General features: G+C 48.4%; 18 protein-coding genes, 2 tRNA genes and 1 pseudogene. 10 read left to right on the top strand and 11 right to left on the bottom strand.

Annotated elements, in window-relative coordinates:
* Positions 1-22 precede the first annotated feature (22 nt).
* The 5 genes from lpoB (at position 23) to G544_RS0110040 (ending at position 4,716) form a co-directional block, all read left to right on the top strand.
* On the top strand, positions 23-640 hold the full coding sequence (lpoB, locus tag G544_RS0110060; RefSeq protein ID WP_211218902.1) for a penicillin-binding protein activator LpoB: 618 nt from the start codon (positions 23-25) through the stop codon (positions 638-640).
* A gap of 82 nt (positions 641-722) precedes the next feature.
* Positions 723-2,108 carry a hypothetical protein gene (locus G544_RS0110055; protein WP_027274477.1) on the top strand — a complete coding sequence of 462 codons (1,386 nt, stop codon included), beginning with the start codon at positions 723-725 and terminating at the stop codon, positions 2,106-2,108.
* Positions 2,109-2,404: 296 nt separating this feature from the next.
* Entirely contained in the window at positions 2,405-3,559 is a 1,155-nt protein-coding gene (locus G544_RS0110050; protein ID WP_027274476.1) for an iron-containing alcohol dehydrogenase, read from the top strand.
* Positions 3,560-3,757: 198 nt separating this feature from the next.
* The gene (gene ydgT, locus G544_RS0110045) at positions 3,758-3,970 is read left to right on the top strand and encodes a transcription modulator YdgT (RefSeq protein ID WP_027274475.1); all 213 of its coding nucleotides are present in this window, start codon (positions 3,758-3,760) and stop codon (positions 3,968-3,970) included.
* Positions 3,971-4,640: 670 nt separating this feature from the next.
* Positions 4,641-4,716, top strand: a tRNA-Asn gene (locus G544_RS0110040).
* A gap of 57 nt (positions 4,717-4,773) precedes the next feature.
* Here the strand turns inward: G544_RS0110040 and G544_RS0110035 are convergent.
* Complete coding sequence (locus G544_RS0110035; RefSeq protein ID WP_147654613.1) at positions 4,774-7,332, bottom strand: bifunctional diguanylate cyclase/phosphodiesterase; 2,559 nt, start codon at positions 7,330-7,332, stop codon at positions 4,774-4,776.
* A 338-nt stretch (positions 7,333-7,670) separates the two neighbouring features.
* On the opposite strand from G544_RS0110035, the gene G544_RS0110030 reads away from it, so the two are divergent.
* Positions 7,671-7,746, top strand: a tRNA-Asn gene (locus G544_RS0110030).
* Between the two features lie 67 nt (positions 7,747-7,813).
* On the opposite strand, the gene G544_RS0110025 is transcribed toward G544_RS0110030, so the two are convergent.
* Both G544_RS0110025 and G544_RS0110020 read right to left on the bottom strand, forming a co-directional pair.
* Positions 7,814-8,146, bottom strand: coding sequence for a type II toxin-antitoxin system PemK/MazF family toxin (locus G544_RS0110025; RefSeq protein ID WP_027274473.1), 333 nt, complete (start codon positions 8,144-8,146; stop codon positions 7,814-7,816).
* Positions 8,147-8,404, bottom strand: coding sequence for an AbrB/MazE/SpoVT family DNA-binding domain-containing protein (locus G544_RS0110020; RefSeq protein WP_000288814.1), 258 nt, complete (start codon positions 8,402-8,404; stop codon positions 8,147-8,149). It abuts the gene before it with no gap.
* A gap of 97 nt (positions 8,405-8,501) precedes the next feature.
* Here G544_RS0110020 and G544_RS21720 point away from each other — a divergent pair, with 97 nt between their 5' ends.
* Positions 8,502-8,705 (top strand): hypothetical protein, encoded by a 204-nt coding sequence (locus tag G544_RS21720; RefSeq protein WP_071783357.1) that lies wholly within the window; start codon positions 8,502-8,504, stop codon positions 8,703-8,705.
* Between the two features lie 69 nt (positions 8,706-8,774).
* Here G544_RS21720 and G544_RS0110015 read toward each other — a convergent pair whose 3' ends face one another.
* Positions 8,775-9,077, bottom strand: coding sequence for a helix-turn-helix domain-containing protein (locus tag G544_RS0110015; RefSeq protein ID WP_027274472.1), 303 nt, complete (start codon positions 9,075-9,077; stop codon positions 8,775-8,777).
* Between the two features lie 4 nt (positions 9,078-9,081).
* Positions 9,082-9,425, bottom strand: a pseudogene (locus G544_RS20330) (type II toxin-antitoxin system RelE/ParE family toxin).
* A 679-nt stretch (positions 9,426-10,104) separates the two neighbouring features.
* On the opposite strand from G544_RS20330, the gene G544_RS0110005 reads away from it, so the two are divergent.
* A complete protein-coding gene (locus G544_RS0110005; protein WP_027274471.1) occupies positions 10,105-12,792 on the top strand; it encodes an AAA domain-containing protein in 2,688 nt (895 codons plus the stop codon).
* 158 nt (positions 12,793-12,950) lie between these two features.
* On the opposite strand, the gene fetB is transcribed toward G544_RS0110005, so the two are convergent.
* Complete coding sequence (fetB, locus tag G544_RS0110000) at positions 12,951-13,727, bottom strand: iron efflux ABC transporter permease subunit FetB (protein ID WP_027274470.1); 777 nt, start codon at positions 13,725-13,727, stop codon at positions 12,951-12,953.
* On the bottom strand, positions 13,714-14,391 hold the full coding sequence (gene fetA / locus G544_RS0109995) for an iron efflux ABC transporter ATP-binding subunit FetA (protein WP_027274469.1): 678 nt from the start codon (positions 14,389-14,391) through the stop codon (positions 13,714-13,716). The genes fetB and fetA overlap by 14 nt, the downstream gene beginning before the upstream one ends.
* 1,038 nt (positions 14,392-15,429) lie before the next feature.
* Here fetA and ptsG point away from each other — a divergent pair.
* Positions 15,430-16,890 (top strand): PTS glucose transporter subunit IIBC, encoded by a 1,461-nt coding sequence (gene ptsG, locus G544_RS0109990; RefSeq protein ID WP_027274468.1) that lies wholly within the window; start codon positions 15,430-15,432, stop codon positions 16,888-16,890.
* Positions 16,891-16,964: 74 nt separating this feature from the next.
* Here ptsG and tmaR read toward each other — a convergent pair whose 3' ends face one another.
* Positions 16,965-17,279 carry a PTS system regulator TmaR gene (gene tmaR / locus G544_RS0109985; RefSeq protein WP_027274467.1) on the bottom strand — a complete coding sequence of 105 codons (315 nt, stop codon included), beginning with the start codon at positions 17,277-17,279 and terminating at the stop codon, positions 16,965-16,967.
* Positions 17,280-17,431: 152 nt separating this feature from the next.
* Positions 17,432-18,838, bottom strand: coding sequence for an NADP-dependent phosphogluconate dehydrogenase (gndA, locus tag G544_RS0109980; RefSeq protein ID WP_027274466.1), 1,407 nt, complete (start codon positions 18,836-18,838; stop codon positions 17,432-17,434).
* Between the two features lie 361 nt (positions 18,839-19,199).
* Here gndA and G544_RS0109975 point away from each other — a divergent pair, with 361 nt between their 5' ends.
* On the top strand, positions 19,200-20,786 hold the full coding sequence (locus tag G544_RS0109975) for a TerC family protein (protein ID WP_027274465.1): 1,587 nt from the start codon (positions 19,200-19,202) through the stop codon (positions 20,784-20,786).
* A 61-nt stretch (positions 20,787-20,847) separates the two neighbouring features.
* On the opposite strand, the gene asmA is transcribed toward G544_RS0109975, so the two are convergent.
* Both asmA and dcd read right to left on the bottom strand, forming a co-directional pair.
* The gene (gene asmA, locus G544_RS0109970; protein WP_027274464.1) at positions 20,848-22,710 is read right to left on the bottom strand and encodes an outer membrane assembly protein AsmA; all 1,863 of its coding nucleotides are present in this window, start codon (positions 22,708-22,710) and stop codon (positions 20,848-20,850) included.
* 61 nt (positions 22,711-22,771) lie between these two features.
* Positions 22,772-23,353, bottom strand: a complete 582-nt coding sequence (gene dcd / locus G544_RS0109965) for a dCTP deaminase (protein WP_027274463.1) — start codon at positions 23,351-23,353, stop codon at positions 22,772-22,774.
* Between the last annotated feature and the right edge of the window lie 218 nt (positions 23,354-23,571).

Here is a 23,571-nt window from a genome sequence, read left to right as displayed (position 1 = left end):
CTAAACTTATGTTGAGAACGTTATGATGACTATTTTTAACAAAAAGACTTTTCTTGCCGCGGCAGTAGCCCTTTCTCTCGCTGGATGTGCGCAGGATGGCGCCTACTACGTCGACAGCAAAAACGATAACGTAGCCATTATGGGCCTGGACTATAAGGACTTCGAAATGGCGGCGACCAACATGGTTGACGACATGTTGAGCTCCGACCTGCTGGTTCATCCGCAGGGCGGTCGTTATGTACTGACGGTTACCGGCATTATCAACGACACCGATCAGCGTATCGATACCGATCAGTTGACCAAGAAAATCCGCACCAGCCTGCTAAACTCTGGCCGTTTCGTAGTGACTACGGCAATTAGCGCCAACGGTCCGGAAGATGAGATGACCCGTAAAGTGCGCCAGCTGCGTAATTCCAAGATGGTCAACCAGAAAACCGTTAAGAAAGACGGCCGCGTTATCGCACCTGACTTCTCGCTGACCGGTAAGATCATTCAGCAAAACCGTACCGTAAACTCCAGCACTCAGCAGGTTGAATACTACTTCCAGCTGACGCTGACCAACCTCGATGACGGTTTGGCTTACTGGGAAAAAGAGTATCCCATCATCAAGCGCGGCGACAATCGCACCGCCAGCTGGTAATGACGGAATGCCTAGGAGCGGCGCGCCCGACAAGAGATTGGGCTGTGCCGCATAAGTTTGTTTCATCCATTAGGGCTTGCTAATGAAAAAATGGATCTTGGTACTTGTAGGACTTCTGGCGTTTTCATCTTCTGCTTTTGCAAAAATTGAAACCGTCGAAGCACAAGGATACGGTGAAACCTACGAAAAAGCCGTCGATGCCGCTCTGGCCGACGCCGTTCGTCAGGTGAATGGAATGACCGTAAAAACGCAGTCTGAACGTGCGGGTGACTATGTCCGTATCAAAGACAAAGCCGACGTTAACGTGGAAGGAAAAGGCACCTACGTTGAGAATACGAAGAACAACGACAATTCGTTTCTCAGCAACAAGGCCGGCGACTCTACCTACACCGAAAACCTTGACGTTAACGTAGGCGGAAACGCCAACCGCGACGTTACCGTAAATACCGGCAAAAGCGCACAGATAGACACGCGCAGCGCAGGTACGGTAAAAGGCTATAAGGTTAAAACGCGCGACTGCGATGCCAAAGGCTGTACGGTTATTCTGACCGTTGAAATCGATAAGGTAGAACGCAAAACGTCTCAAGCGGCTTCAAAGCGCGATCGTTTGGCGATTATCACTACCGGCAACCGCAGCCGTTCGGCGTTCGCCAATACGCTTCGTCAGGAAATCACTGACCGTATCGTTCAGTCACAGCGCTTCACCGTACTGGATCGCAGCGCGACTAACGACAAGGCTTTTGAAGCAGAAGAGAAGTTTCTGGAAGGCCGTTTGAACAACTCCATCGACGTTCGCCAAACCGCCCTACCCGCTGACTATCTGCTGGTCATTAACGTGACCGAAGCCGGCGTAAGAACGACCACCAAAGTCACCAGCGTTGACCTGACTGGCGAATTTGACGTCTCCAGTTCGTCAAAAACCAAGGTCACCGTTCGCTACTCCCTGTTGGAAGCGGCAACCCACGGCATTCAGTGGTCTGACTCTACGGTATTTGAGCAAAGCGGCCGATACATTGAAACCGCGCGTAAGCAAATTAGCGACGTTATCGCCGATAAAATCGTTAACAAGCTGACGCCGGCTAAAGTCGTTGCCGTGGCGAACGGTCAGGTTATTATCAACCGCGGCGAAGCCATGGTTTATGACGGCGACCGTTTTGACATTTACTCTCAGGGCGAAGAGCTGGTCGATCCGGATACGGGTGAAGTGCTCGGCGCCGCTGAAGAGAAAGTCGCGACCATCGTGATTACCTCAATTAAAGACAAAATCTCTTACGGCGTAATCGAAAGCGGTAAAATCGAAGCCGTAGATAAAGGCGCTGTCGCACGCTTAGCCCCTCCGGTAGTCGAAGCTAAAGCCGATAAGGCCAAGGCTGAGCCGGCCAAAGCAACCTCATCCAAGCCAAAGGCAAAAGCTAAGCCTAAGGCCGGCGATCAGAAGCTGGGCGAGTCCGGCGGCGTGTTCCTTTAATCACCGCATTGCAAAGCCGACCTTAGGGTCGGCTTTTTTGTCCCCGATATTGCTCCGCTTCATACATTCCTGCACTATTTATTAAATCTGCACGCAATCTCAAAATTACTCCTTCTATAACAAGAAAATAAAAATGAAATATAATTTATCCCACGTCAGTAAAGCGGCTGGTGCAAATAGGCTATATTTATATCCCTCACTAAAATAAGCATCAATAAACGGTGCTTACAGAAGTACCTTGAAGGTCAAGCCACTCAGCGCATAGCTTTATATATGCCCGCTATTGGGAGATAACGATGTTTAACTTTGATTACTACAATCCAACGCGGATCCTTTTTGGTGAAGGGCGAATTAAGGACATTGACGCTCAAATCCCTGCGGACGCCAAAGTATTGATAACCTACGGAGGCGGGAGCGCGAAACGATTCGGCACGCTTGATGAGGTAAAACACGCGTTAGGCGCAAGACAGTACATTGAATTTGGCGGGATAGAGCCAAATCCCCAATACGATACGTTGATGAAAGCCGTAAGCATCGCAAAAGAAGAAAAAATCGATTTTCTTCTCGCCGTCGGCGGAGGTTCCGTTATTGATGGGACAAAATTTATTGCCGCCGCTCGTTACTTTGAAGGCGACGCATGGGACAGCTGGACAAAAAACGTCCCTTTAAAGCAGACGCTTCCCATTGGCTGTGTAGTAACGCTCCCCGCAACCGGTTCTGAAACGAACGGCACTGCGGTTATAAGCCGTTCAGACCTTAACGCCAAGCTAAGCCATAAGCATCCTCTGCTTTTCCCTCGCTTTGCCCTTCTCGACCCGAAAAAAAGCTACACTCTGCCGGAAAAACAGATTGCTAACGGTGTTGTCGACGCCTTCGTACACGTTACCGAGCAATACCTTACCTACCCGGTTTACGGAAAAGTGCAAGACCGCTATGCGGAAGGATTAATGCTGACGCTGATCGAAGAAGGCCCTAAGGCGCTGGCTGACCGACAGAACTACGACGTCAGAGCCTCCATTATGTGGAGTGCGACACAGGCGCTTAACGGCCTGATTGGTCTGGGCGTTCCTCAGGACTGGGCTACTCATCGGATGGGCTATTATTTTACGGTATATCACGGCCTTGACCACGCTCAAACCCTTGCAGTAATACTGCCTTCCGTTTTGGAAGTACAAAGAAAAAACAAGCGATTGAAACTATTACAATACGCAGACAGAGTTTGGGGATTAACGGACGGCAATGAAGACGAACGGATAAATAGTGCGATATCTCTAACCAAGCGTTTTTTTGAAAATATGGGAATAATGACCAGTCTGAGAGCGTATGGGATACCGGAATCATCCATTGATGATGCAATTAACTATTTAAAAAGATTTAACTTATTTCCTCTTGGGGAGCATAAGGACATCACAGAAATTGAAGCCCGTAGAATTTTGAGCTTAAGCTACTAACTGCATATTATTGCAATAATAACGCTATAAGTGCTTGTTCATTTTCTACCAACGGACTATGATATCAGAGATGGCATTTACTTTAATGCCGTCGCTGATTACTCTCAATCCATTACCTCTGCGCGTTGTATGACATTAGAGATGCATTAATCAATGCACGTATTTACGCACGCAGAGCTAAATATAAAGTAGCCTATAATGAGTGATATTGATTATTTAATGATGTTTCGTAAGTGTTCTAACGAAGATAGCTTAGAGCGTCTTTACGATAAGCTAAACTATTCTTTGTCTGATAATAGTATTTTGGCTAATATGTATCGCGCTGCCGATCACCGTCGTGCAGAGCTGGTTGCTGGTAAGCTTTTTGATTTGGGCAAAGTTCCAAAGTCTATTTGGTACCAAGTGAAATAATTCGACGCTTCAAGAGCGTTGATTAAGCTAGGGTTCACCTGCTGTTTGAGTTAGTTGACTAACGGAACGCCGTTGCGGTTTGTCTGTGCCTGTTAATTAGCAAGCCAGAGAATTGCCTACTCTGATGGTTCAGTAATACTTACATTGTGCCTTCCTCAGGTCGGGTGTTTTGTTAGCTGCCAACGGCCAAAATATATAGAAAGTAAAAGTAACGTCTTTTAAGGTTAAAAAATCAATTCCGTATAAAAAGATCTTCTGACGTAGCACCTTATTTTCAACACCCCCTAATTATTAATATTAATAGAATATAAATATTACAGTTCAATAACGAAAAGTTGGTAGATGGAGCTTTTCGTTATTGGTATTGATGCTTTTTTCTCCATCTTCTCGATTAGTGAAAATCACCTTATGAAATAGATGGCTGTTCGAGTAAAGAAACGTACATCTTAATTTAAAGCAAACTCGCGTTCTATCGACTATTATTTATACACTCGCCCTCATCCGTCTATTACCGCCACTTTTACCATTCGTACCATCGGCATATCCATGCCCCCTATCCTTGCTCAAACAACGTTCGGCTTGCTCAGTTGATGAGCACTTAGATAAAAGATAAAAATTTAGCGTTGACAGGGTGAGCACAGCCGGATATGATGCGCGGCGTTCAAGTAATTCCTCTGTAGTTCAGTCGGTAGAACGGCGGACTGTTAATCCGTATGTCACTGGTTCAAGTCCAGTCAGAGGAGCCAAATTTCAAAAGCCCGCTTTTAAAGCGGGCTTTTTCGTTATCAGAGGCAATACAAGCCTCACCCTCTCTTGCCATCTCCCTCAGGCTTTTCCCATTCATCCAACGGAATCGGTCTGCCAAAATAGTAACCCTGTCCGCGTTTACAGCCCAAGTGATATAGCTTCGCGGCAGCCTCCTCGGTTTCAATACCCTCTGCAACCAGCGGTACGGATAGCCCGTCAGCCAGTCGCACGACAGCAGAGACGATCGCTTCGCTCCTGCCGCTTTCAAGTACGCCACAGACGAAGTCTCTATCAATTTTCAGGCAATCAAACTGTAGACGATATAAATAAGAAAGGCTGGAAAAGCCGGAACCGAAGTCGTCGATCGCGACCGAAAGCCCTAATGCCCTGATTTTCGCAATTTGCTCGCCAATGATGGTTCCCTTCTCTACCAGAATGGATTCCGTGAGTTCGAGAGCAAGATTACATGGAGAAAGCTCGCTTTCGCGCAGCGATTCTACAATGGAATCATAAAAGTCAGGCTGCATAAGCTGACGGGCAGAAACGTTGATATGAATCATAAAGTCCTTCGGCCAGCCGGCAGAAATCTTCAACGCCAGTTGGCGACACGACTCTTTTAGCACCCAGCGGCCGATAGAGAGAATAAGACCAGACTCTTCCGCTAAAGGAATGAAAACGTAGGGAGCCACCATGCCATAGGCCCTACTCCGCCAGCGGATCAGCGCCTCCGCGCCGATAACTCTGCCGTCGCGCAACTCAACGATAGGCTGAAAGTAGACCAGCAGTTCTTGATTAAACTGCGCCTGGCTTAATTCCGACAGCATTCGAGTATTCTCAACTGCCTGAGTCATCATTTCCGGCCGATATACTTCATAGGCGCCGGTACCCTTTTTGCGTGCGCTCACCAGTGCCAGAGACGCTTTACGCAGATACTCCGTTAAGGATTCGTCGTCAAACGTTTCATCAACGAAAGCAATATTACCGACAAACATCAGGTGCTCACTGCCCTGAGAGTGGGTGTAGAGATGAACATATTTCGGAATTTTATCTTTCAGAATATCGCCCTGGTGGCTTTCGGGGTAGCAGACGGCAAATTCGACGTCGTTGACCCGGGCAAGCAGCGCGCCTTCAGGCACAATAGCGTTTAAGGACGCCGCAAACTCGCCCAACAGCCACTCACCTTTCTGATAGCCTAGCGTGTTGTTGACGTCGCTAATATTATCCAGGCTTAGCATTATCAACCCACGCCACTTGGGCTTTTTCCCCGAGAAATCGAGAGCCTTCATTTGTTCCAACAGCCCTTCGGCGCTTAAAAGCCCGCTCACGGGATCGTAGTTAACTTGATGTTTCAAGGACGAAAAGGCCGCTGACAGCCGGGATGACATCTCGTTAAACGCATTATTAAGCTGCCGGATTTCTTTAAGCTGAAAGCCCGACTCGTGGGACGGAGACCACTCCTGCCGGGCAAGCAGCTTCGCCTGTCGGGCTGCGTCCAATATCGGTGTGGTCACTTTTGATAAAACAACCCAGGCCAGAGTTATGCCAACCAGAAATACGCCTAAAATAAGGAAAATAGTTGTACGCCTGTCGGCGTCAAGCCTGCCAATAAAGTCACTTCGAGGTACGGCGACAACGATCCGCCAATCTTTTAGCCCCAGCGAAGCGCCAAAGGGAGCAACTCGAGCATGAAATATTTCACCATTCAAAGTAAAAGTGAACTTATCCAGCCCTCTGTCAACCAAATAGGGCGCCATGGTGTGAATAATGGGGTTAGTGCTGTCCAGCGGGGTACGAAGCTTAGCCTTATCGTGTAGTAACGTTCCTCTCTCCGGCGCGTTATAGAGCTTATCGTTCGACGAATAAGAAATCATTTCGTTGTCGCCATCCAGAACGAATATCACGCCGTTGCCCAAGCTGGGGATAGAACGTAAATATTGATTAAAGCGCTCAACCTTGATGTCGCTGGAGACGACCCCCACATACCGCCTGTTGGCGTCATAGACGGGGCTGTTATAAGAAATCGTCAGTTCCCTAACCTTGTTGAGGTCCCAATAGGCCGTAGTCCAGACAGCTTGGCGATTAATTTCTACATCACGGTACCAAGGCAGAAGACGAGGATCGTAGTGGTTAACGCTATTAATAATCGGACTTTGAATGCTCATCCCCGAATAGAAGTTCATTACGCCGTGAGTCCTAGCGTCTTTTAACAGCAGTCGAAAATTGCCATTTTCAGTGCCTCTGTCAACCGCAATGTAATTCCCGTTAACCGAACCAAACGCAATCAGGCTGAGCTGAGGCATATTGGGAAATATTTTTTCCATCGTGCTCTTCAGCGGTGATTCAAACTCTTCCAGCGTATCTTTAGGGGCATCCAGAACTTCCCGCATTACCATTTCAACGGCCGCGTTAGACTGGATAGGAACTTCCATAAAGTTGAAAAGATGGGTGCCAACGGACTCAATGTGCGTCGCCGTCACGCGGTCGCTAAGCCTTTCAAAAATGCGCAATTCATTGCGAAACTGGAGAAACAGCGCCGAACTTAGCGTAATCGTCAACAGCAGCACAAACAGCAGCGTCACTAGCGGTTTTAATGATATGGAATTAAATAAACGCACTCGCCCACCACTTAGCCATCAAATATTATGCCGCTGCGAAAAGTGAAATTGAAAGCAATGGCTAAATACCCACTCTCTGCAGCCTCGGCCACCTTGACTTAAAGTCTATATTACTTTTTTCAATAGCTATACCCGTATGAGAATATTTCTGACTAAAGATATGTAGCTTTTCCAGCCGCGTAGAAAAAATAAAATTAGGCCCAAAAAGTATCAAAATGGCTAAAATAGAAACGGATCGCGCCCTTTTTGGATGAAGTATAAGCAAACGCGCTTAACGAGGTTTCCAAGCGGTTGACAGCGCCCGGGCTGGCGGATATGATGCGCCCTGTCTATACGATTCCTCTGTAGTTCAGTCGGTAGAACGGCGGACTGTTAATCCGTATGTCACTGGTTCGAGTCCAGTCAGAGGAGCCAAATTCAGAAAAGCCTGCTTTGTAGCAGGCTTTTTGCTTTTCAGAATCTCTCAATCACATAAAAAACATCAGCCCAGAATGGCTTCCAGTCTGGCCAGCACTTCATTCACGACAGCGTCTGGTATACGTTCCAGTCGCTTACCATTTCGGGCCCCCATATCAATGGTTCTGGGCTGGTCACAGCGGATCACGCCCGTTGTTTTTGTTCCCGCGCCGTCCAGTGAGACGATAAAACCGGCTTCGCGAGCAAAGTTTCCGCCGCTGGTCACAGGGACAACAACGGGCAACCGGGTGAATGTGTTAAATGATGCCTTCGACACGATGAGTACCGGACGTTTTCCGCTTTGTTCATGGCCGCTGGTGGGATCCAGTGAAACGAGCCAGATTTCCCCTCTGTCCATTTACAGGATCTCCTTGCCCACCGCAGGCGCATCAATCCATTCCCGACCCTCTTCGCTTATTTCAGCATGCGGATCGCACTGCGCCAGCAGTTCTTCGAGCGAATAGCGGGGACGTTTTTGAGGTTCAATAATCAGGCAGCCATTATCAATGGTCATGCCCACTTCGCTGTCCGTCGACAGCCCCAGCGTTTTCAGCACGGCAGGAGGAACCGCCAGCATGACAGATCCGCCAACCTTTTTCAGACGAGTGGTATACATAGAGCACCTCCGGATATTATATTTTAATATAACATCTGCGGCGGGCGATGCACAATTATTCATCAGATTCATTGTGATTTCCTTAGCGCAATAAAGCGTGAAGAAAGCCTTAATCCATCAGAGGACAGATCCGGCAGTTTTCAAAGGCGGCGTTGCCGGTAAAACGGTGACCGTCCTGATACATCAGGCGCTTCTTTCAGGCCATGAAGCATTTCGTGCAGGCGAGAGCTTAGTTCGTGGTAAGAAGGTCGATGATAGAAAACTGTTTTTGCAGTTAAAAGGATTATTGCGGATTGAATAAACAAAATGCGGCGCAGCTTCCGTATCCGGGCTGCGCCAGAAGAATTTACACTACGACCCACTTTACTGCTTACAAAACAAATCCATAATGCGACCCGTCCGGCAGCTCAACGTCAAGCCGCAGCTTACCGCCCGCTGCCTCAACGTAGCGTTTAAGCGTAGAAAGCTTCAGGTCGCGTCCCGGCTTTTCCATTCCCGCGACGGTAGGCTGCTTGATGCCCAGCTCCTGTGCCATTTCCACTTGGGTTTTCTGCACCCTCTCACGCAGTTCAGCAAGATGAATATTGAGCAGGATATCCTTAGCCATTGCCTGAGCTTCGGCCACGACGCTCGGTTTTTCATCTGCGAGAAGCTGTTCCAGCGTTCTGCCCATGGCGTTACTCCTTCTCTTCTAATTTATTCAGATAGTTCATAAATTCCCGATCGGCTATCGAAATCATTTCATCATAAAAACGTTTCTCGTTACCGACCTTATTATCAGCGCAAAGCAGAATGGCGATACGATGAAGATCAAAGGCAAAAAATGCCCGAATTGGTTCGCCCCGCCTCAGCAGCCGTAGCTCTTTCATATTACCGTAGCGAGCGCCTTTAACCGTATCGGCGTAAGGTCTGGACAACATTGGCCCCTTCTCTTTCAGTACAATTAACGCCGCAAGCACGCAGGCTCTGTCTATATCAGTCACCAATGATCGAACGTATCCGTTGTTTTAATCGTCCACACGGGCCCCGAAAATATAGGTTAAACACTATATAGATGTAAAGCTATAAATGTGATTATGAAGCGGCGGAATGAGGGATTCATGCGTCATAGCTACAAATCTGAAGACGCATTCAAGTATTTCAGTGAATGACGGGCATAACATCCACTGTTTACGGCCTGTACCGAAAAACTGGGGAGACTACACGTACAAGCAGGGCTATTGATGAAAATGAAATGAACTACTTTCTACATTGCCGAATTAAGAGATTATAATATTCGGCGGACATATAATCAGATGCTATAAGTAAGAAAAAACCGTTTTCATAAAATCGATTAGATATCGTCTAAAAACAACCTATTTTTAATCCTATGATTAAATAATAAATGGTTGTACTAGCTGCATCTTCACATATCAATTCCCGTATCAGGCATTAAGCCAACGGCCTTTTTTCATTACAGACAGTACAACAGCCCGAAATGTTTAAAAACGGCGACAATATCCATATAATTTTAGATATTATTTAGAGTTTTAGAATTTAATATATTTATATTCCATAAGATAAAACACACATCTGATACAGCTAGTAAAAACGAATCATAAAAAATAATCTTTTTTCTTTTCCGTTAGGGGAAATTTCTTTTATCCTTATTATCTCCAAAGTTAGACAAGAACATTCCCATTCCTCATGGAGAAGAGAAAATGACCATTATTTACGTTGAAGGGCAAGACAGAACTGCGCAATTTTCTGACTGGACTCTGTATTACAGCAATAGCGCAAAGAGCCTTCAATTGACTGGTCATTTCCATTCAGGAAAAACTTATACTTGGCCGTTCAGCGCCTGCAAGGTCGAACCCACTACGCTTGTCAATGGCACTTTACTCATCAAAAAAGGCCACTCTAATGTGCGAGCCATCGCTCGCGCCGAAATAGTAGGTAATAAATATGCTCTTATTTATTATCCAAACTCGGAACGATGTTATGTGATGAAAGCTGAAGACGTGCAAATTCTGCCGGCAACATCGTTAAAAGATGATGACGTTTTTTCCTATTTCCGCGACGTTGCCAGACAGCGTGTCCATAACGCGACTCAGGACAAGAAGCCTATCGCAGAGAATATACTGAATCAGTTAGATAAAATTGTGGCTCATCCCGACACGGCATTAGAAGCTTATTGCCACAGTAAGAATGCAACACGACGCATACCGAACAACATTATCTATCCCTTCGGACTGAATGAAAGCCAAATGACGGCTGTTGAGAAAGCATTTAGCGCACAAATTTCAGTTATAGAAGGACCTCCTGGTACAGGAAAAACCCAGACGATACTTAATATCCTCGCCAATATCCTGATCAAGAATTGCAGTGTCGCAATCGTCTCTAATAACAACACTGCCGTAGAGAATGTTTACGATAAACTGGCAAAAGCAAATCTGGATTATGTAGTAGCTCGATTAGGTAGTGCGGATAATCGCCTCAAATTTTTCGCCACTCAGCCCGAGCTCCCCAAAATACCGCCAACGAATGCACCTGAAATCGGCGTTATATCTAATCAAGTAATGCGGTTAAAAGAATTTCTCCTTGCACAAAATGACGTAGCAAAGCTACGTGCTGAAATTGATGAACTGAGCATCGAAGAAAAATATCTTAGCCAATGGCTACATTCTCACGACATTACACATCATCATAAAATTGAGCGCTATCAGCTGACGCAGCATAAAATTACTGACTTGATGGCCTTTCTCCAGTCTCTAAAAGAAAATCGTATTAGCTTTCTCAATAGGCTAATACTCCTGTTCAAATTTAGCATTGTGAGAACGAAACCTTTAAATACTATGGAGAAACGCCAGTCGATATTCTTTGCCTTACAGCGTCATTATTATGCTATCCGTTTACAACAGGCCAGAAATGCGCTGATAAAAAACGAAAAAACTTTAAAAAATAATGATGTGATAAGTTTGCAACAAAAACTGACACAGGATTCCATGGCGTTTCTTCGCGCACATCTTTGGAAATCAATCACACCAGATGACAACCTCAATGAGGGAAATTATCAGAAGGTTTTTACTAATTTTCTAAAACGCTATCCGATAATTGGTAGTAGCACACACTCCATCATTAATTCTCTGGCTCCAGGGGCTTTATTGGATTACGTCATTATTGATGAGGCATCGCAGCAAGATATTGTTCCGGGAATTTTAGCCTTAGGCTGCGCCAGAAACGTCATTGTAGTGGGCGACCGTAAGCAACTTCCTCATGTTCCAGAAAATACCACTTTGCTTGCACCGGCGCCGCATTATGACTGTGTCAGCCACAGCCTGCTGGATTCACTATTCAAGCTATACGGCAACTCGCTGCCCGTCACTTTGTTGAAAGAGCACTATCGTTGTCATCCAAAAATAATTCAGTTCTGCAATAAGCAATTTTATGACAATCAGTTAATCGCAATGACCCGTGACAACGGCGAATCAGCCCTATCGCTGGTAGTGACCGCTAAAGGTAATCATACGCGTAACAGAAGCAATTTACGCGAACTAGAGTCGCTTACGGCACTAGAATGGGACGAAGCAGATAGCCGCGGTTTTATTGCGCCATACAATGCTCAGGTCGACCTCTCAAACCAAGCGCTTCCCACTGATTTTATTAGCGCTACGGTGCATAAGTTTCAGGGACGCGAATGCGAAGAGATTATTTTTTCCACCGTACTGGATAAGAAAGCAGATCGGCAGGCGCTTAACTTTGTTGACGATCCGCAGCTTATCAATGTCGCGGTTTCACGTGCGCAAAAACGCTTCACGCTGGTTACCGGTGATAATGTATTCACTAATAACAATCAGCATATCGCTGCGCTAATTCGCTATATGACCTACTACGCTGATAACGATCGGGTACATTATAGCCCAGTAGTCAGCGCATTCGACCTGCTCTATGAAGAGTATGACCGCTCATTAGATAAACTGAAAAAACGACTTAATCCCAACGACTCACGCTTTCGCTCAGAACAGATTGCTTCGCAGCTCATCAACGATACGCTCAGGCTGCCGACTTACCGCGTCCTTACTGTACACGCACAGATCCCACTCAGACAGCTGGTCTCTCGTATGGACGATCGTTTTACGCTACGTCAGCGAGAGTTTATGGTACAAGGAGCAAGCTGCGATTTTGTTTTTTACTATCGTGTAGGAAAGCAACCTTTAGCGGTGATTGAAATAGATGGCGGACATCATGACTGCCCAGCGCAGCGCGAACGCGACGCGCTAAAAAATGCTATTCTCGACGAATGCGGTATTAGCCTACTGCGGCTAAGAACGATCGATAGTCAGATTGAGAATAAAATCGCAACGTTTCTCACTTCAGTCATGCAGGAAAATGTCGCTAACGTGGAATAAAAAAACCGCCTTTAAAAGGCTATTTAACAAAAAGGCTCGGCAGAATAGCTCGCCACTTCAAGGCTAACTCTTCACAGTGAGCAGGCCAGAAGCATTTTCCGGTAAAGATTCTCCATTTAAAAACCCGCTTTTCAAGCGGGTATTACCTTCTACGTTCCCTACTTCTTCACCTCTCTCACCACCAGCTGATGCCTCTGGTTATAAAACTTCCGATACCCCAGATAGCAGGCGATGATCGTCGACAGGCTGGCGGTTGAAAGCAGCATAAAGGTCACCATAATCTGGTACTTAATCGCCATCACCGGATCGATACCGGCGAATATCAAGCCGGACATCATCCCCGGCAGGCTGACTAAGCCGACTGTTTTTGCCGAATCGACGGTAGGAATGAGCGACGCTCGGATGCTGTCTCTGATAAGCCTGTCAGAGGCCATTCTTGGCGTTGCGCCCAGGCTCAGCATCTCCTGGATCTGTTGGCGCTCGCTGCTAAAGCGCTGCCCCAGATTGTTATAGCAAAGCCCGACCGCCACCATCGCGTTGCCGGCAATCATGCCGGAGATAGGAATAACCTGCATAGGTACAAACTCAATGGAACCCGACAGCACTAGTACGACGAGCGTCAGCACCGCCCCGGTGGTGATAGAGACAAAAGAGATCGCAAACGCTCTGTCGATATACCTGCTGCGCTTTTTCGCATTAAGGGCCGCATTGAAGCAAATAAACAGCACCATAAGTACGGTTAACGCCGCGTTATTCAGCTCAAAGATGTACTTCAGCACGTAGCCGACGATAATCAGCTGTACTACCGCCCTGCCAATGCTCCAAAGGATATCCTTTTCCAACGCCAACTTTTCTTTATGGCTGATAAGGATGGCTACCAGCACCAGCAGCATCGACAGCGCAAGGGACTCGTTCGTTATATTATGCTGGCTCATGCTTCACCTCCTGCACATTTCCAGCGCGCGCCGTCAGGACGATCGCATCATCTACATGTTGGATCTCTCCTCTGTCATGAGTAACCCACAGCGCGGCCATATTCTCGTTGTGAACATAGTCATGGATAATGTCATTCACGTTGCGCTTGTTGTCTTCATCCAACGCGCTGGTAATTTCGTCCAGCAGCAGTACGTTAGGCAAAAATTGTAAGTTGCGGATCAAAGAAACGCGCTGCTTCTCTCCGCCGGAAAGCTCATTAACGCCTTTATCAAGAAAGCTTTCAGGAAGGAAAAATCGCTTAAGGTCCGCCGCCAGCTTTTTTCTGTCCGGCTCGGCTTTACGAATGAGATAAGGAAAGGCTAAATTGTCGTAGACGGTGTTCCCAAAAAGCGAAGGAGTTTGAGAGCAGTAAGATACCTTTTGGCGATAGGCCTCCGGCGACAGCTCATTAATATCCTGTCCCTCAAAGAGAATGTTCCCTTCAGTTGGGCTTATCAATGAGGCAATTATTTTAAGTAGCGTACTTTTCCCACAGCCCGATGGCCCGGTGATCAGCTTAAATTCGCCAGGATTAAGGCTAAATCCGACGCCTTTTAGAATAGTCGTTTCGTCGGTTCGATAGCCGACGTTTTCCAGCCGCAATAGCTCACTGTTTTCTTTCATGCCGTTCCTACTGTATGTAACGTTATCACGCACGGGTAGTTTAACGGCCTTTGCTTAACTTATGGGAACATTCTTACCGATTAATGCGTTAGTTCAATCTTTACTTCGCTTATCGCATAAAACCAAAAAGCCCTGACGTTGCGCCAGGGCTTTAAGGTCGAACCGATAATAAGTTAAACATGTATTAAGTTAGTGGACTAAAACAGTAGCAGTTAGATGCACTTGTTTTGTAAGCGAGAAATTAAGCTGTTGTAGTAAAAAACCCTCCGATTTATTAACCAAAACGCCTTTTTTCTTCACATCTAAACAGGTCGAGCGGCATATTCATCATGTTTAGCCGTCTCACAACATCACTTGATACAACGGTTGATACAAACCCGCGTATCCCCCTTTCGTTCCCAGCAGCGCGATCGTACTTCAACTACGCGACCCGACTTCCGATGCGGTTCCCAAACGTGACTACAGTTGAACGATGCCCGCATCCTCTTTCACAATTAACATTGGTTAACTACAAGGCCTTTATCGCGCATTCACAACGCAAACGTTTTATTTAACCGTTAGGCTAATAGCGCCTGCGTTGTTTATAAATTTAGCTCTTTATTAAAGTTTGTCAATACTCTTTTTATATTAAAAACACAAAAAAATAAGATAGTAAAATAAACAACAACTTCCCCCACGCTTACATTATTGCAGGAGCGAAAAACCATTTTACCTCTATTGAACCGTCTAACGAGAAAAAACATAACATATTGATTTTAATAAATAGAAACAAAATTCATCGATAGTGGATCATTTTTTACATCGACTTTTTTAGCAATGATAAAAAAGGCAACTATACTTATTTAAAATAATTAGCTTTATAAAGGAAGTACTTAAACGAGGACAACAAAAAAGAGATCTAATACTTATAATTATTGCTTCATTTTAATGCCGTGATCGTCATCACTTTATAAAAAATTTTATTAATTGATTCCGAATCATCTATGCATAGAAAGGTTATTTTTCTACTTATATAACATCGTCATCAAAGGCACATTTATGTTCAAAAATCTCTTTGCAAGTCTACAAAAGGTCGGTAAAGCGTTGATGCTTCCGGTCTCTGTGTTGCCCATCGCCGGTATCCTGCTCGGCGTCGGCAGCGCGGAATTTAGCTGGCTTCCCGCCGTCGTATCAAAAGTTATGGCTCAGGCAGGCGGCTCCATTTTTGACCAAATGCCCCTGCTGTTCGCCGTCGGCGTCGCGCTGGGCTTCACCAACAACGACGGTGTCGCCGGCCTGGCCTCTATCGTTGGCTACGGCATTATGGCGGCCACGCTTAAAGTTATGGCGGAAGCGCTGGGCGTTCCCAAAATAGATACCGGAGTGTTGGGCGGTATTCTGGTCGGCGGCCTGGCGGGTTATCTGTTTAACCGCTTCTACCGCATTCAATTGCCGGACTACCTCGGCTTCTTCGCCGGCAAGCGCTTCGTGCCTATCATTACCGGCTTTACCTGTATCGCACTGGGCATCGTTCTTTCATTTATTTGGCCTCCGGTCGGCGGCGCTATTAACGCCTTCTCCCAGTGGGCCGCTTACCAAAACCCGGCGTTAGCCTTTGGTATTTACGGCGTAGTGGAACGTTCGTTAATTCCCTTCGGCTTACACCACATATGGAACGTCCCCTTCTTCTATGAAGCGGGTCAGGCCTGTATCGTAAACGGTAAGATTGTCTCCGGTATCGCTAACGAAGCCGCCTGTACGGCAGAAGGCGGACGTTGGATCACCGGTGAAATTCAACGCTACCTCCAGGGCGATCCGACGGCTGGAAACATGGCAGGCGGATATCTGTTTAAAATGTGGGGACTTCCCGCTGCCGCCATCGCCATGTGGCACACCGCTCGCCCAGAGAACCGCGCAAAAATAGGCGGCATCATGATCTCTGCCGCGCTGACCTCCTTCTTAACCGGTATTACTGAGCCTATCGAATTTGCCTTCCTGTTCGTTGCGCCCGTGCTGTACGCAATCCACGCCATCCTGGCCGGGCTTGCCTATGTAATAACCATACTGCTGGGTGTGAAGCACGGCATGACGTTCTCTCACGGCGCCATCGACTTTATGCTGCTTTACCACCTTTCCACCAAAGGCTGGATGTTCTTCATCCTCGGCCCGCTTTACGCGCTGTTCTACTACGTCGTATTCCGCTTCGCCATCGTTAAGCTGAACCTGAAAACGCCGGGAAGAGAAGTGGAAACGACGGAAAAAAGCGTAGCCGCTTCAAGTTCAGACATGGCTGCCGCGCTGGTTGCAGCGTTTGGAGGGAAAGACAACATCACGAATCTGGACGCCTGTATCACCCGTTTACGCATCGGCGTCGCTGATATAGAAAAAGTCGACAAGGACGGGCTGAAGAAGCTGGGCGCGGCCGGCGTTGTCGTTGCAGGCTCTGGCGTTCAGGCCATCTTTGGCACCAAGTCTGACAACCTGAAAAGCGATATGGATGAATATATCCGAACCCATTAACGCCTGATTTCAGGCATAAAAAAATCCGCCCGTAGCGACTACGCGGCGGATTTTTACGTTTTAGGCCTTCAGCGCTACTTCACTTCAGACATAGACTTCATTTTTTGAGACAGATCGCGCCTTTCTTTAGAGAGCTCCGCGTTCTTAATGATGTATTCATCAACGCGCTCCTCATAGTCGCTCTTCATGTTAGCGATAATAGCCTGAATGTCTTCAATGCTCATTCCGGGCTTGATGTAATCGCTCAAGTTTTCTAACAGCAAAACGCGCTTCTGGTTATCGCGAATTTTTTTCTCATTATCCACAATTTCGCGCTTAAGCTTATTTTTGCGGCGAGACAGGCGTACGTATTCCAGCACGTTCTGGAAGGAAGGCTTCGCGTTTTCCATCATGATCCCCTTACTGGTCATAAACAATTAATCAATGGTGATTTGTCTGATAGTACGTAACTCACCTGCAAACCGCCACTGAAAAGAATTTCTCTTTTGTCACTATAGGCAAAAAATCCGGCCAGGCCGGATTTTTTATAACGTTGACGGTGTTATTCCATCCATTCCGTATGGAAAACACCCTCTTTATCGGTACGTTTATAGGTATGTGCGCCAAAGTAGTCGCGCTGTGCCTGGATCAGGTTAGCCGGTAACACCGCCGCACGGTAGCTGTCATAGTAGGCGATCGCCGCTGAAAGTGTTGGCGTAGGAATGCCGTGCAAAACGGCATAGGCGACAACGTCGCGCAGCGCCTGCTGATACTCATCGGCGGTCTTCTTGAAGTAGCTGGCCAGAAGCAGGTTGGCGATATCGCCATTCTCAGCGTAAGCATCGGTAATTTTTTGCAGGAACTGGGCGCGGATGATACAGCCAGCTCGGAAAATCTTGGCAATCTCACCGTAGTTCAAACTCCACTGGTACTCATCGGAAGCCGACTTCAGCTGAGCAAAGCCCTGCGCATAAGAAACAATTTTCCCCAAATAGAGCGCCCTGCGCACTTTCTCGATGAACTCGGCCTTATCGCCGCTAAACGCCACCGGTGCCGGGCCGCTTAGCACTTTTGACGCCGCTACGCGTTCGTTTTTCAGCGCAGACAGGAAGCGGGCAAACACCGACTCCGTAATCAGCGAAAGCGGAACGCCAAGATCGAGCGAACTCTGGCTGGTCCACTTCCCCGTTCCCTTCTGGGCCGCTTCGTCCAGGATCACGTCAACCAGATACTGACCGCTTTCGTCCTTCTTACGGAAGATGTCCGCCGTGATCTCGATAAGATAGCTGTCCAATTCTCCCTTGTTCCACTCCGAGAAGGTATCGGCCAGCTCGTCGTTCGTCAGGCCAACCGCCTGCTTAAGCAGAGAATAGGCTTCGGCAATCAGCTGCATATCGCCGTATTCAATGCCGTTGTGAACCATTTTCACGTAGTGGCCGGCGCCGTCTGCACCGATATAGGTAATGCAGGGCTCGCCGTTGGCGCGGGCGGCAATTTTCTCAAGGATCGGCGCCACCAGCTGGTAGGCTTCCTTTTGCCCGCCGGGCATAATGGAAGGCCCTTTCAGCGCGCCCTCTTCACCGCCTGAAACGCCGGTACCGATAAAGTTAAAGCCTTCGGCAGAAAGTTCTTTATTACGGCGAATGGTGTCTTCGAAGTAGGTGTTACCGCCGTCGATAAGAATATCGCCCTTATCCAGATAAGGCTTGAGAGACTCGATAGTCTTATCGGTGGCAACGCCCGCCTTCACCATCAGCAGAATGCGGCGCGGCTTTTCCAGTGAGTTAACGAATTCTTCTACGCTATAGCAGGGAACCAGCTTCTTTCCCGGGTTTTCAGCAATGACTTCGTCGGTTTTATCCGCCGAGCGGTTAAAAATAGAAACGGAATAGCCGCGGCTTTCAATATTCAACGCCAAATTGCGGCCCATTACCGCCATGCCAACGACACCAATTTGCTGCTTAGACATATAAACACCTCACTGACAGGGGAGACTCACGGGCATAACCGTGAACAATATATAAAGATAAAGTTATCATAACTTACCAATACCGTAATTGGTAAGTTAGAAATGGCTATCAGAGAAATTGTCGCCGATGACATTTTATTTTTTGCGGCTGCGCATTCTTCACGCCACTCACAAAAGCTTATATTGTGACACCCCACTTCCTTAGATGGTTATTTGGTATTCATAAGAATAAATCAGCCATGTTGGTCAGTTTCACTGTCAATATCGTTAACAATAAGAGAAAAGATTGTCGCGATGCGGTTTAGCCCCTACAATGAAAGGGCAGCACGTGCTGTTTTACATGAAGGTAACCACCTGACTTATGGAATGGATCGCTGATCCAACTATTTGGGCCGGCCTGGCAACGCTGGTCGTCCTTGAAATCGTTCTTGGTATAGATAACCTGGTCTTCATCGCCATTCTGGCGGACAAGCTTCCCAAACACCAACGCGATCGCGCACGCGTCGTCGGACTTGCTCTGGCGCTGCTGATGCGTTTGGTTCTGTTAGCCAGCATATCCTGGCTGTCGACCTTAACGGCCCCTCTATTCAGAGTGTTCGACCATCCTTTCAGCGGTCGGGACCTCATTATGTTGGTGGGCGGCCTGTTCCTGCTGTTTAAAGCCACCATGGAGCTTAATGAACAGCTGGAAGGCAAAGACCATGAGGATACTACGGCCCATAAAGGCGCCAAGTTCTGGGCGGTCGTCGCCCAAATCGTCGTGCTGGACGCAGTGTTCTCCCTCGACTCGGTCATTACCGCAGTAGGGATGGTCGATCACCTAGCGGTCATGATGATTGCCGTCTGTATCGCCATGGCGCTGATGCTGATGGCCAGTAAGCCGCTGACGCGCTTTGTGAACGCACATCCGACGATCGTGATCCTGTGCTTAAGCTTCCTGTTGATGATCGGCTTCAGCCTGGTCGCCGACGGCTTCGGCTTCCACATTCCTAAAGGCTATCTGTACGCCGCTATCGGCTTTTCAATCCTTATTGAAGTGTTTAACCAGCTTTCTCTGGCCAACCGCCGTAAGTACCTTTCCTCCAGCAGGCCTCTTCGCCAGCGCACGGCAGAAGCGGTGCTTCGCATGCTCAGCGGTAAGCACGAAGACGCAGAGCTGGACAGCCATTCGGCAAATCTGATAGCCGACAGCCACAAGGGCGACAGCGACGAAATATTTAACCGCCAGGAACGCCACATGATAGAGCGCGTTCTGGGGCTGGCGCAGCGTTCGGTGGGAAGCATCATGACTTCCCGCCACGACATCGAAGATCTGGATCTGAGCGAACCGGAAGAAGCTATCCGCGAAACGCTGCATCGCAACCAGCATACGCGCATGGTAGTGACAGAAGACGGCGCCGCGGACGAACCGCTAGGCGTGATACACGTCAACGACCTGCTAAAGCAGCAGCTGTCTGAGCCAACGCTGGACATTCGCGCGCTGATTAAGCAACCGCTGATCTTCCCGGAAACCGTTTCTCTGCTCATGGCGCTGGAACAGTTTCGTCAAGCGCAAACGCACTTCGCGTTCGTTGTCGATGAGTTTGGTTCTGTCGAAGGGATCGTTACTCTCACCGACGTGATGGAAACCATCGCGGGAAACCTGCCGGTACACGGCGAAAATCTGGACGCCCGCCACGACATTCAGCACGAGGCCGACGGCAGTTGGATAGTTAATGGCTATATGCCGCTGGAAGACCTGACTATCTATATTCCGATAGAGATTGAGGAAAAGCGCGACTACCACACCATCGCCGGCCTGCTGATGGAACACGCGCAGCGTATTCCTGAAGTGGGTGAGCAAATCAAGATCGGAGACTGGATGTACGAACCGCTGGAAGTCAGCAGCCACCGTATCCAGAAGGTGCGCATTACGTCGCTGATTGAGCCTGAACCCGAGGAGGAATAATTCCTCCTCAAACAGAAAGAGGCGCATGAAGCGCCTCTTTCCGTTTTTAACTATCTGTCGATTATAAGAGCTTTTCCAGCAGCTTTTTCGCGTCTTTACTTTCCTGCTTGTCCTTGTTCTTATCAAGCCACTTGTCGAGCGCTTGCCCAAGCTGACTCTTTAACTGGTCTCGCAGTATCTGATCGACGTTAAGCTGGTAGCTAAGCTTGCTCCACGGCCCGTATATACGAAGCGGGATTGTGGTCTTCTGCAGGATGTTCACAACCTCCGACTTGCCGCCCCAGCCTTTCGTCACTCGAATATTCAAGTTCATGTCGCAGTACTGCTTCGGCAGGGTCAGCGTTCCCGTACCGGCGACGGTTAACAGTTCAGACGCACCGTTAAGGCGGGTGACTTTCACCTGCCCCTGATTAAGCACGGTATCGACAACCAGCCGCTGTACCTCGGTATAGCGCTCGTAGTTGTCCATCCCCTTCACGTCCTTATTGCTTCTCGTCACGGCCTGCTGAATGAGCTGCTGAATGTTCAGGCCGTGCAGCCGTGCTCCGTCAACCACCAGATGGGCGCTTCCGCGCCACCCGTTCTCCAGGCTGGTAAGCTCAGAGCCGACGCTGTTAAAGTTTCCCTGCATCGTCAACTGCCCGGTCATGGTTTGCGGATAGCCCAGCGTTTTCAGCAACTCTCCCAGCTGAATGTGCTTAATCTGAGGGGCCAAGGCTATCGTCGGCTGCGCCTTCGTGCCGTCAACGCTGCCCTTGGCGTCGAACTCACCGCTGAAAGCCTTCGCCGTCGCGTTTTCCAGCGTCAATACGCCGTCTTTATTCACCGCTTTCAGGCTTACCCCGCTCAGGGGGATTTTATGATAGGTCAAAGAACCCACGGAAAGCTCAAGCGTGGCGTCAAAACTCTTCAACACGCTCAAATCAAGCGCATCAGAAAGCCCGTTCGCCGAAGAAGTTACCGGGCGCGGCGTCTCATTTTTTACCGCCGATCCACCGTTATTATCCAATGAGTTCGAAAATAGCGCATCCAGATCCAAACTTTCCGAGTTTGCCTTCAGCGCATAATGCGGCGTCTCTCCCAACGTCGCCGAGAGGTCTGCCGTAATCTGGCTGTCGTTTACCGTCAGCGATAGCGGCGCAATGTGAACGGACTGAGGCGAACGCTGATAAACGGCCTCAAAAGCGCCTTCGCCCTTAATGCCGCTTTGGGGCATCCCCGCCCCCTGAAGCTGATAGTCAAACTTACTGATATTCACCGCTAAAGACTGGGGGAAATCCACAAGGTTCAAACCGCCGTCCATAGAAAAACCCAGCTCACGCTGATCGCGATTAATCCTTGCGCTAACGTTAAGATCGGCGGCCCTGTCATCGGTTCTTTCCAGCGTCATATTGATATCGCGCACGGTCACCGTGTCATTTTCGCTTCGCTGCCAAACCAGAATGCTGTCAGAGATTTTCACCTGATTAAGTTCTAACGCCCACCGAGAGCCTGCGCTGCCGTTCTCCGGTACGCCCTTCCCCTGCGTTGCATCCGGCGGCGCAATCGGCGCGCTTTCTGCCGTCTGCGCCTGCGTTTGCGGCAGAAGCTGAATAACGCCGCCTTTCAGCGTGACGTTTTTTACCACCAGCTGATGTGAAAACAGCGGCATAAGCTCAACGTCCAGACGCATATTCTCGGCGCTCACAATCGGTGAATCGGCGCCCGGCGCGGTCAACGACATCTGTCCGGCCAAAATGCTGAGTTGGGGCCAAACGTGCCAGCGAAGGTCGCCTTCAACCTTCAGGTGGTATCCCGTCTTGTCCTCAACCTTTTTCACCATGTAGCTGCGAAAATCATTGGGATCGACCAGTAGAACCAGCGCGCTCATTCCGGCTACGACGACAACCAAAACGATGACGAGTGCGGTTAAAAATCGTCTCATGACATCTATCCCCAACTATCCCCAATGGTTACTGTCAAGTGTATTCACTAGCGAGAGAACGCTAGTCTTTATCTATACGGCTGGCGACTGCGCCCTGCTGATCTTTATATTTTGCATCTTCACGACAGTGGTAAGGACGAGCCGCAGGGCCGCTCAACGGCTCGAAGCTCAGCGCGCCGATCACCATTCCCGGACGCAATGCCAATGGAAGCTTGCCTGAATTATAAAACTCCAACACGATTTTACCCTGCCACCCCGGATCGATACGGTGGGCGGTAACGTGCACCATCAGCCCTAAACGCGCTAGAGACGAGCGCCCGTCCAGCCAGCCGACCAGGTCATCGGGGATCGACACCGACTCCAGCGTCACTGCCAGCGCCAGTTCTCCCGGATGCAGAAAAAAGGGTTCATCATCCGTCAGGTTAATTTCGTCGCTCATCACGCGCTCCAGCGCAGCGGAAACCTCTTCTTTTGGCCCGCTAAGATCGATGTAGGCCGCCGTATGCCCGCTAAAAACGCGAAACTGATTTCCCAAGCGAACGTCAACCGTAGCGCCGTTAATACGCGTTTCGGGAGGGCGCGGAGTAATGCTTAATTTACCGCTGTCCAAATAGGCTTCAATATCCCGGTCGCATAGTCTCATTACGGTTAAACTCCTGTCTGTCCTATTCTGGTTACTTTTAATGCTTATCACATTGAACGCGCGCGTCTTAACGTGGCTGGCCATAGTTGAAAGAGCTCACGCTCGCACGTTCTATTGAAAAATCATAACGTCTTTCCTATTAACGCGAACGTTAAAAGGAAAAGCGTGGTGAAAATAATCGTTGATGCGGCGCGACGTTTCTATCTTTAAGTATATGA

The organism is Leminorella grimontii ATCC 33999 = DSM 5078 (assembly GCF_000439085.1).
GTDB classification, from domain to species: domain Bacteria; phylum Pseudomonadota; class Gammaproteobacteria; order Enterobacterales; family Enterobacteriaceae; genus Leminorella; species Leminorella grimontii.
This window is presented reverse-complemented; position numbering and strand designations above follow the sequence as displayed.

Bases quoted from the DNA above. Each gene is read 5' to 3' on its own strand.
- lpoB (WP_211218902.1), top strand. From the start codon at position 23: ATGATGACTATTTTTAACAAAAAGACTTTTCTTGCCGCGGCAGTAGCC.
- G544_RS0110055 (WP_027274477.1), top strand. From the start codon at position 723: ATGAAAAAATGGATCTTGGTACTTGTAGGACTTCTGGCGTTTTCATCT.
- G544_RS0110050 (WP_027274476.1), top strand. From the start codon at position 2,405: ATGTTTAACTTTGATTACTACAATCCAACGCGGATCCTTTTTGGTGAA.
- ydgT (WP_027274475.1), top strand. From the start codon at position 3,758: ATGAGTGATATTGATTATTTAATGATGTTTCGTAAGTGTTCTAACGAA.
- G544_RS0110025 (WP_027274473.1), bottom strand. From the start codon at position 8,146: ATGGACAGAGGGGAAATCTGGCTCGTTTCACTGGATCCCACCAGCGGC.
- G544_RS0110020 (WP_000288814.1), bottom strand. From the start codon at position 8,404: ATGTATACCACTCGTCTGAAAAAGGTTGGCGGATCTGTCATGCTGGCG.
- G544_RS0110015 (WP_027274472.1), bottom strand. From the start codon at position 9,077: ATGGGCAGAACGCTGGAACAGCTTCTCGCAGATGAAAAACCGAGCGTC.
- G544_RS0110005 (WP_027274471.1), top strand. From the start codon at position 10,105: ATGACCATTATTTACGTTGAAGGGCAAGACAGAACTGCGCAATTTTCT.
- fetB (WP_027274470.1), bottom strand. From the start codon at position 13,727: ATGAGCCAGCATAATATAACGAACGAGTCCCTTGCGCTGTCGATGCTG.
- fetA (WP_027274469.1), bottom strand. From the start codon at position 14,391: ATGAAAGAAAACAGTGAGCTATTGCGGCTGGAAAACGTCGGCTATCGA.
- ptsG (WP_027274468.1), top strand. From the start codon at position 15,430: ATGTTCAAAAATCTCTTTGCAAGTCTACAAAAGGTCGGTAAAGCGTTG.
- tmaR (WP_027274467.1), bottom strand. From the start codon at position 17,279: ATGGAAAACGCGAAGCCTTCCTTCCAGAACGTGCTGGAATACGTACGC.
- gndA (WP_027274466.1), bottom strand. From the start codon at position 18,838: ATGTCTAAGCAGCAAATTGGTGTCGTTGGCATGGCGGTAATGGGCCGC.
- G544_RS0109975 (WP_027274465.1), top strand. From the start codon at position 19,200: ATGGAATGGATCGCTGATCCAACTATTTGGGCCGGCCTGGCAACGCTG.
- asmA (WP_027274464.1), bottom strand. From the start codon at position 22,710: ATGAGACGATTTTTAACCGCACTCGTCATCGTTTTGGTTGTCGTCGTA.
- dcd (WP_027274463.1), bottom strand. From the start codon at position 23,353: ATGAGACTATGCGACCGGGATATTGAAGCCTATTTGGACAGCGGTAAA.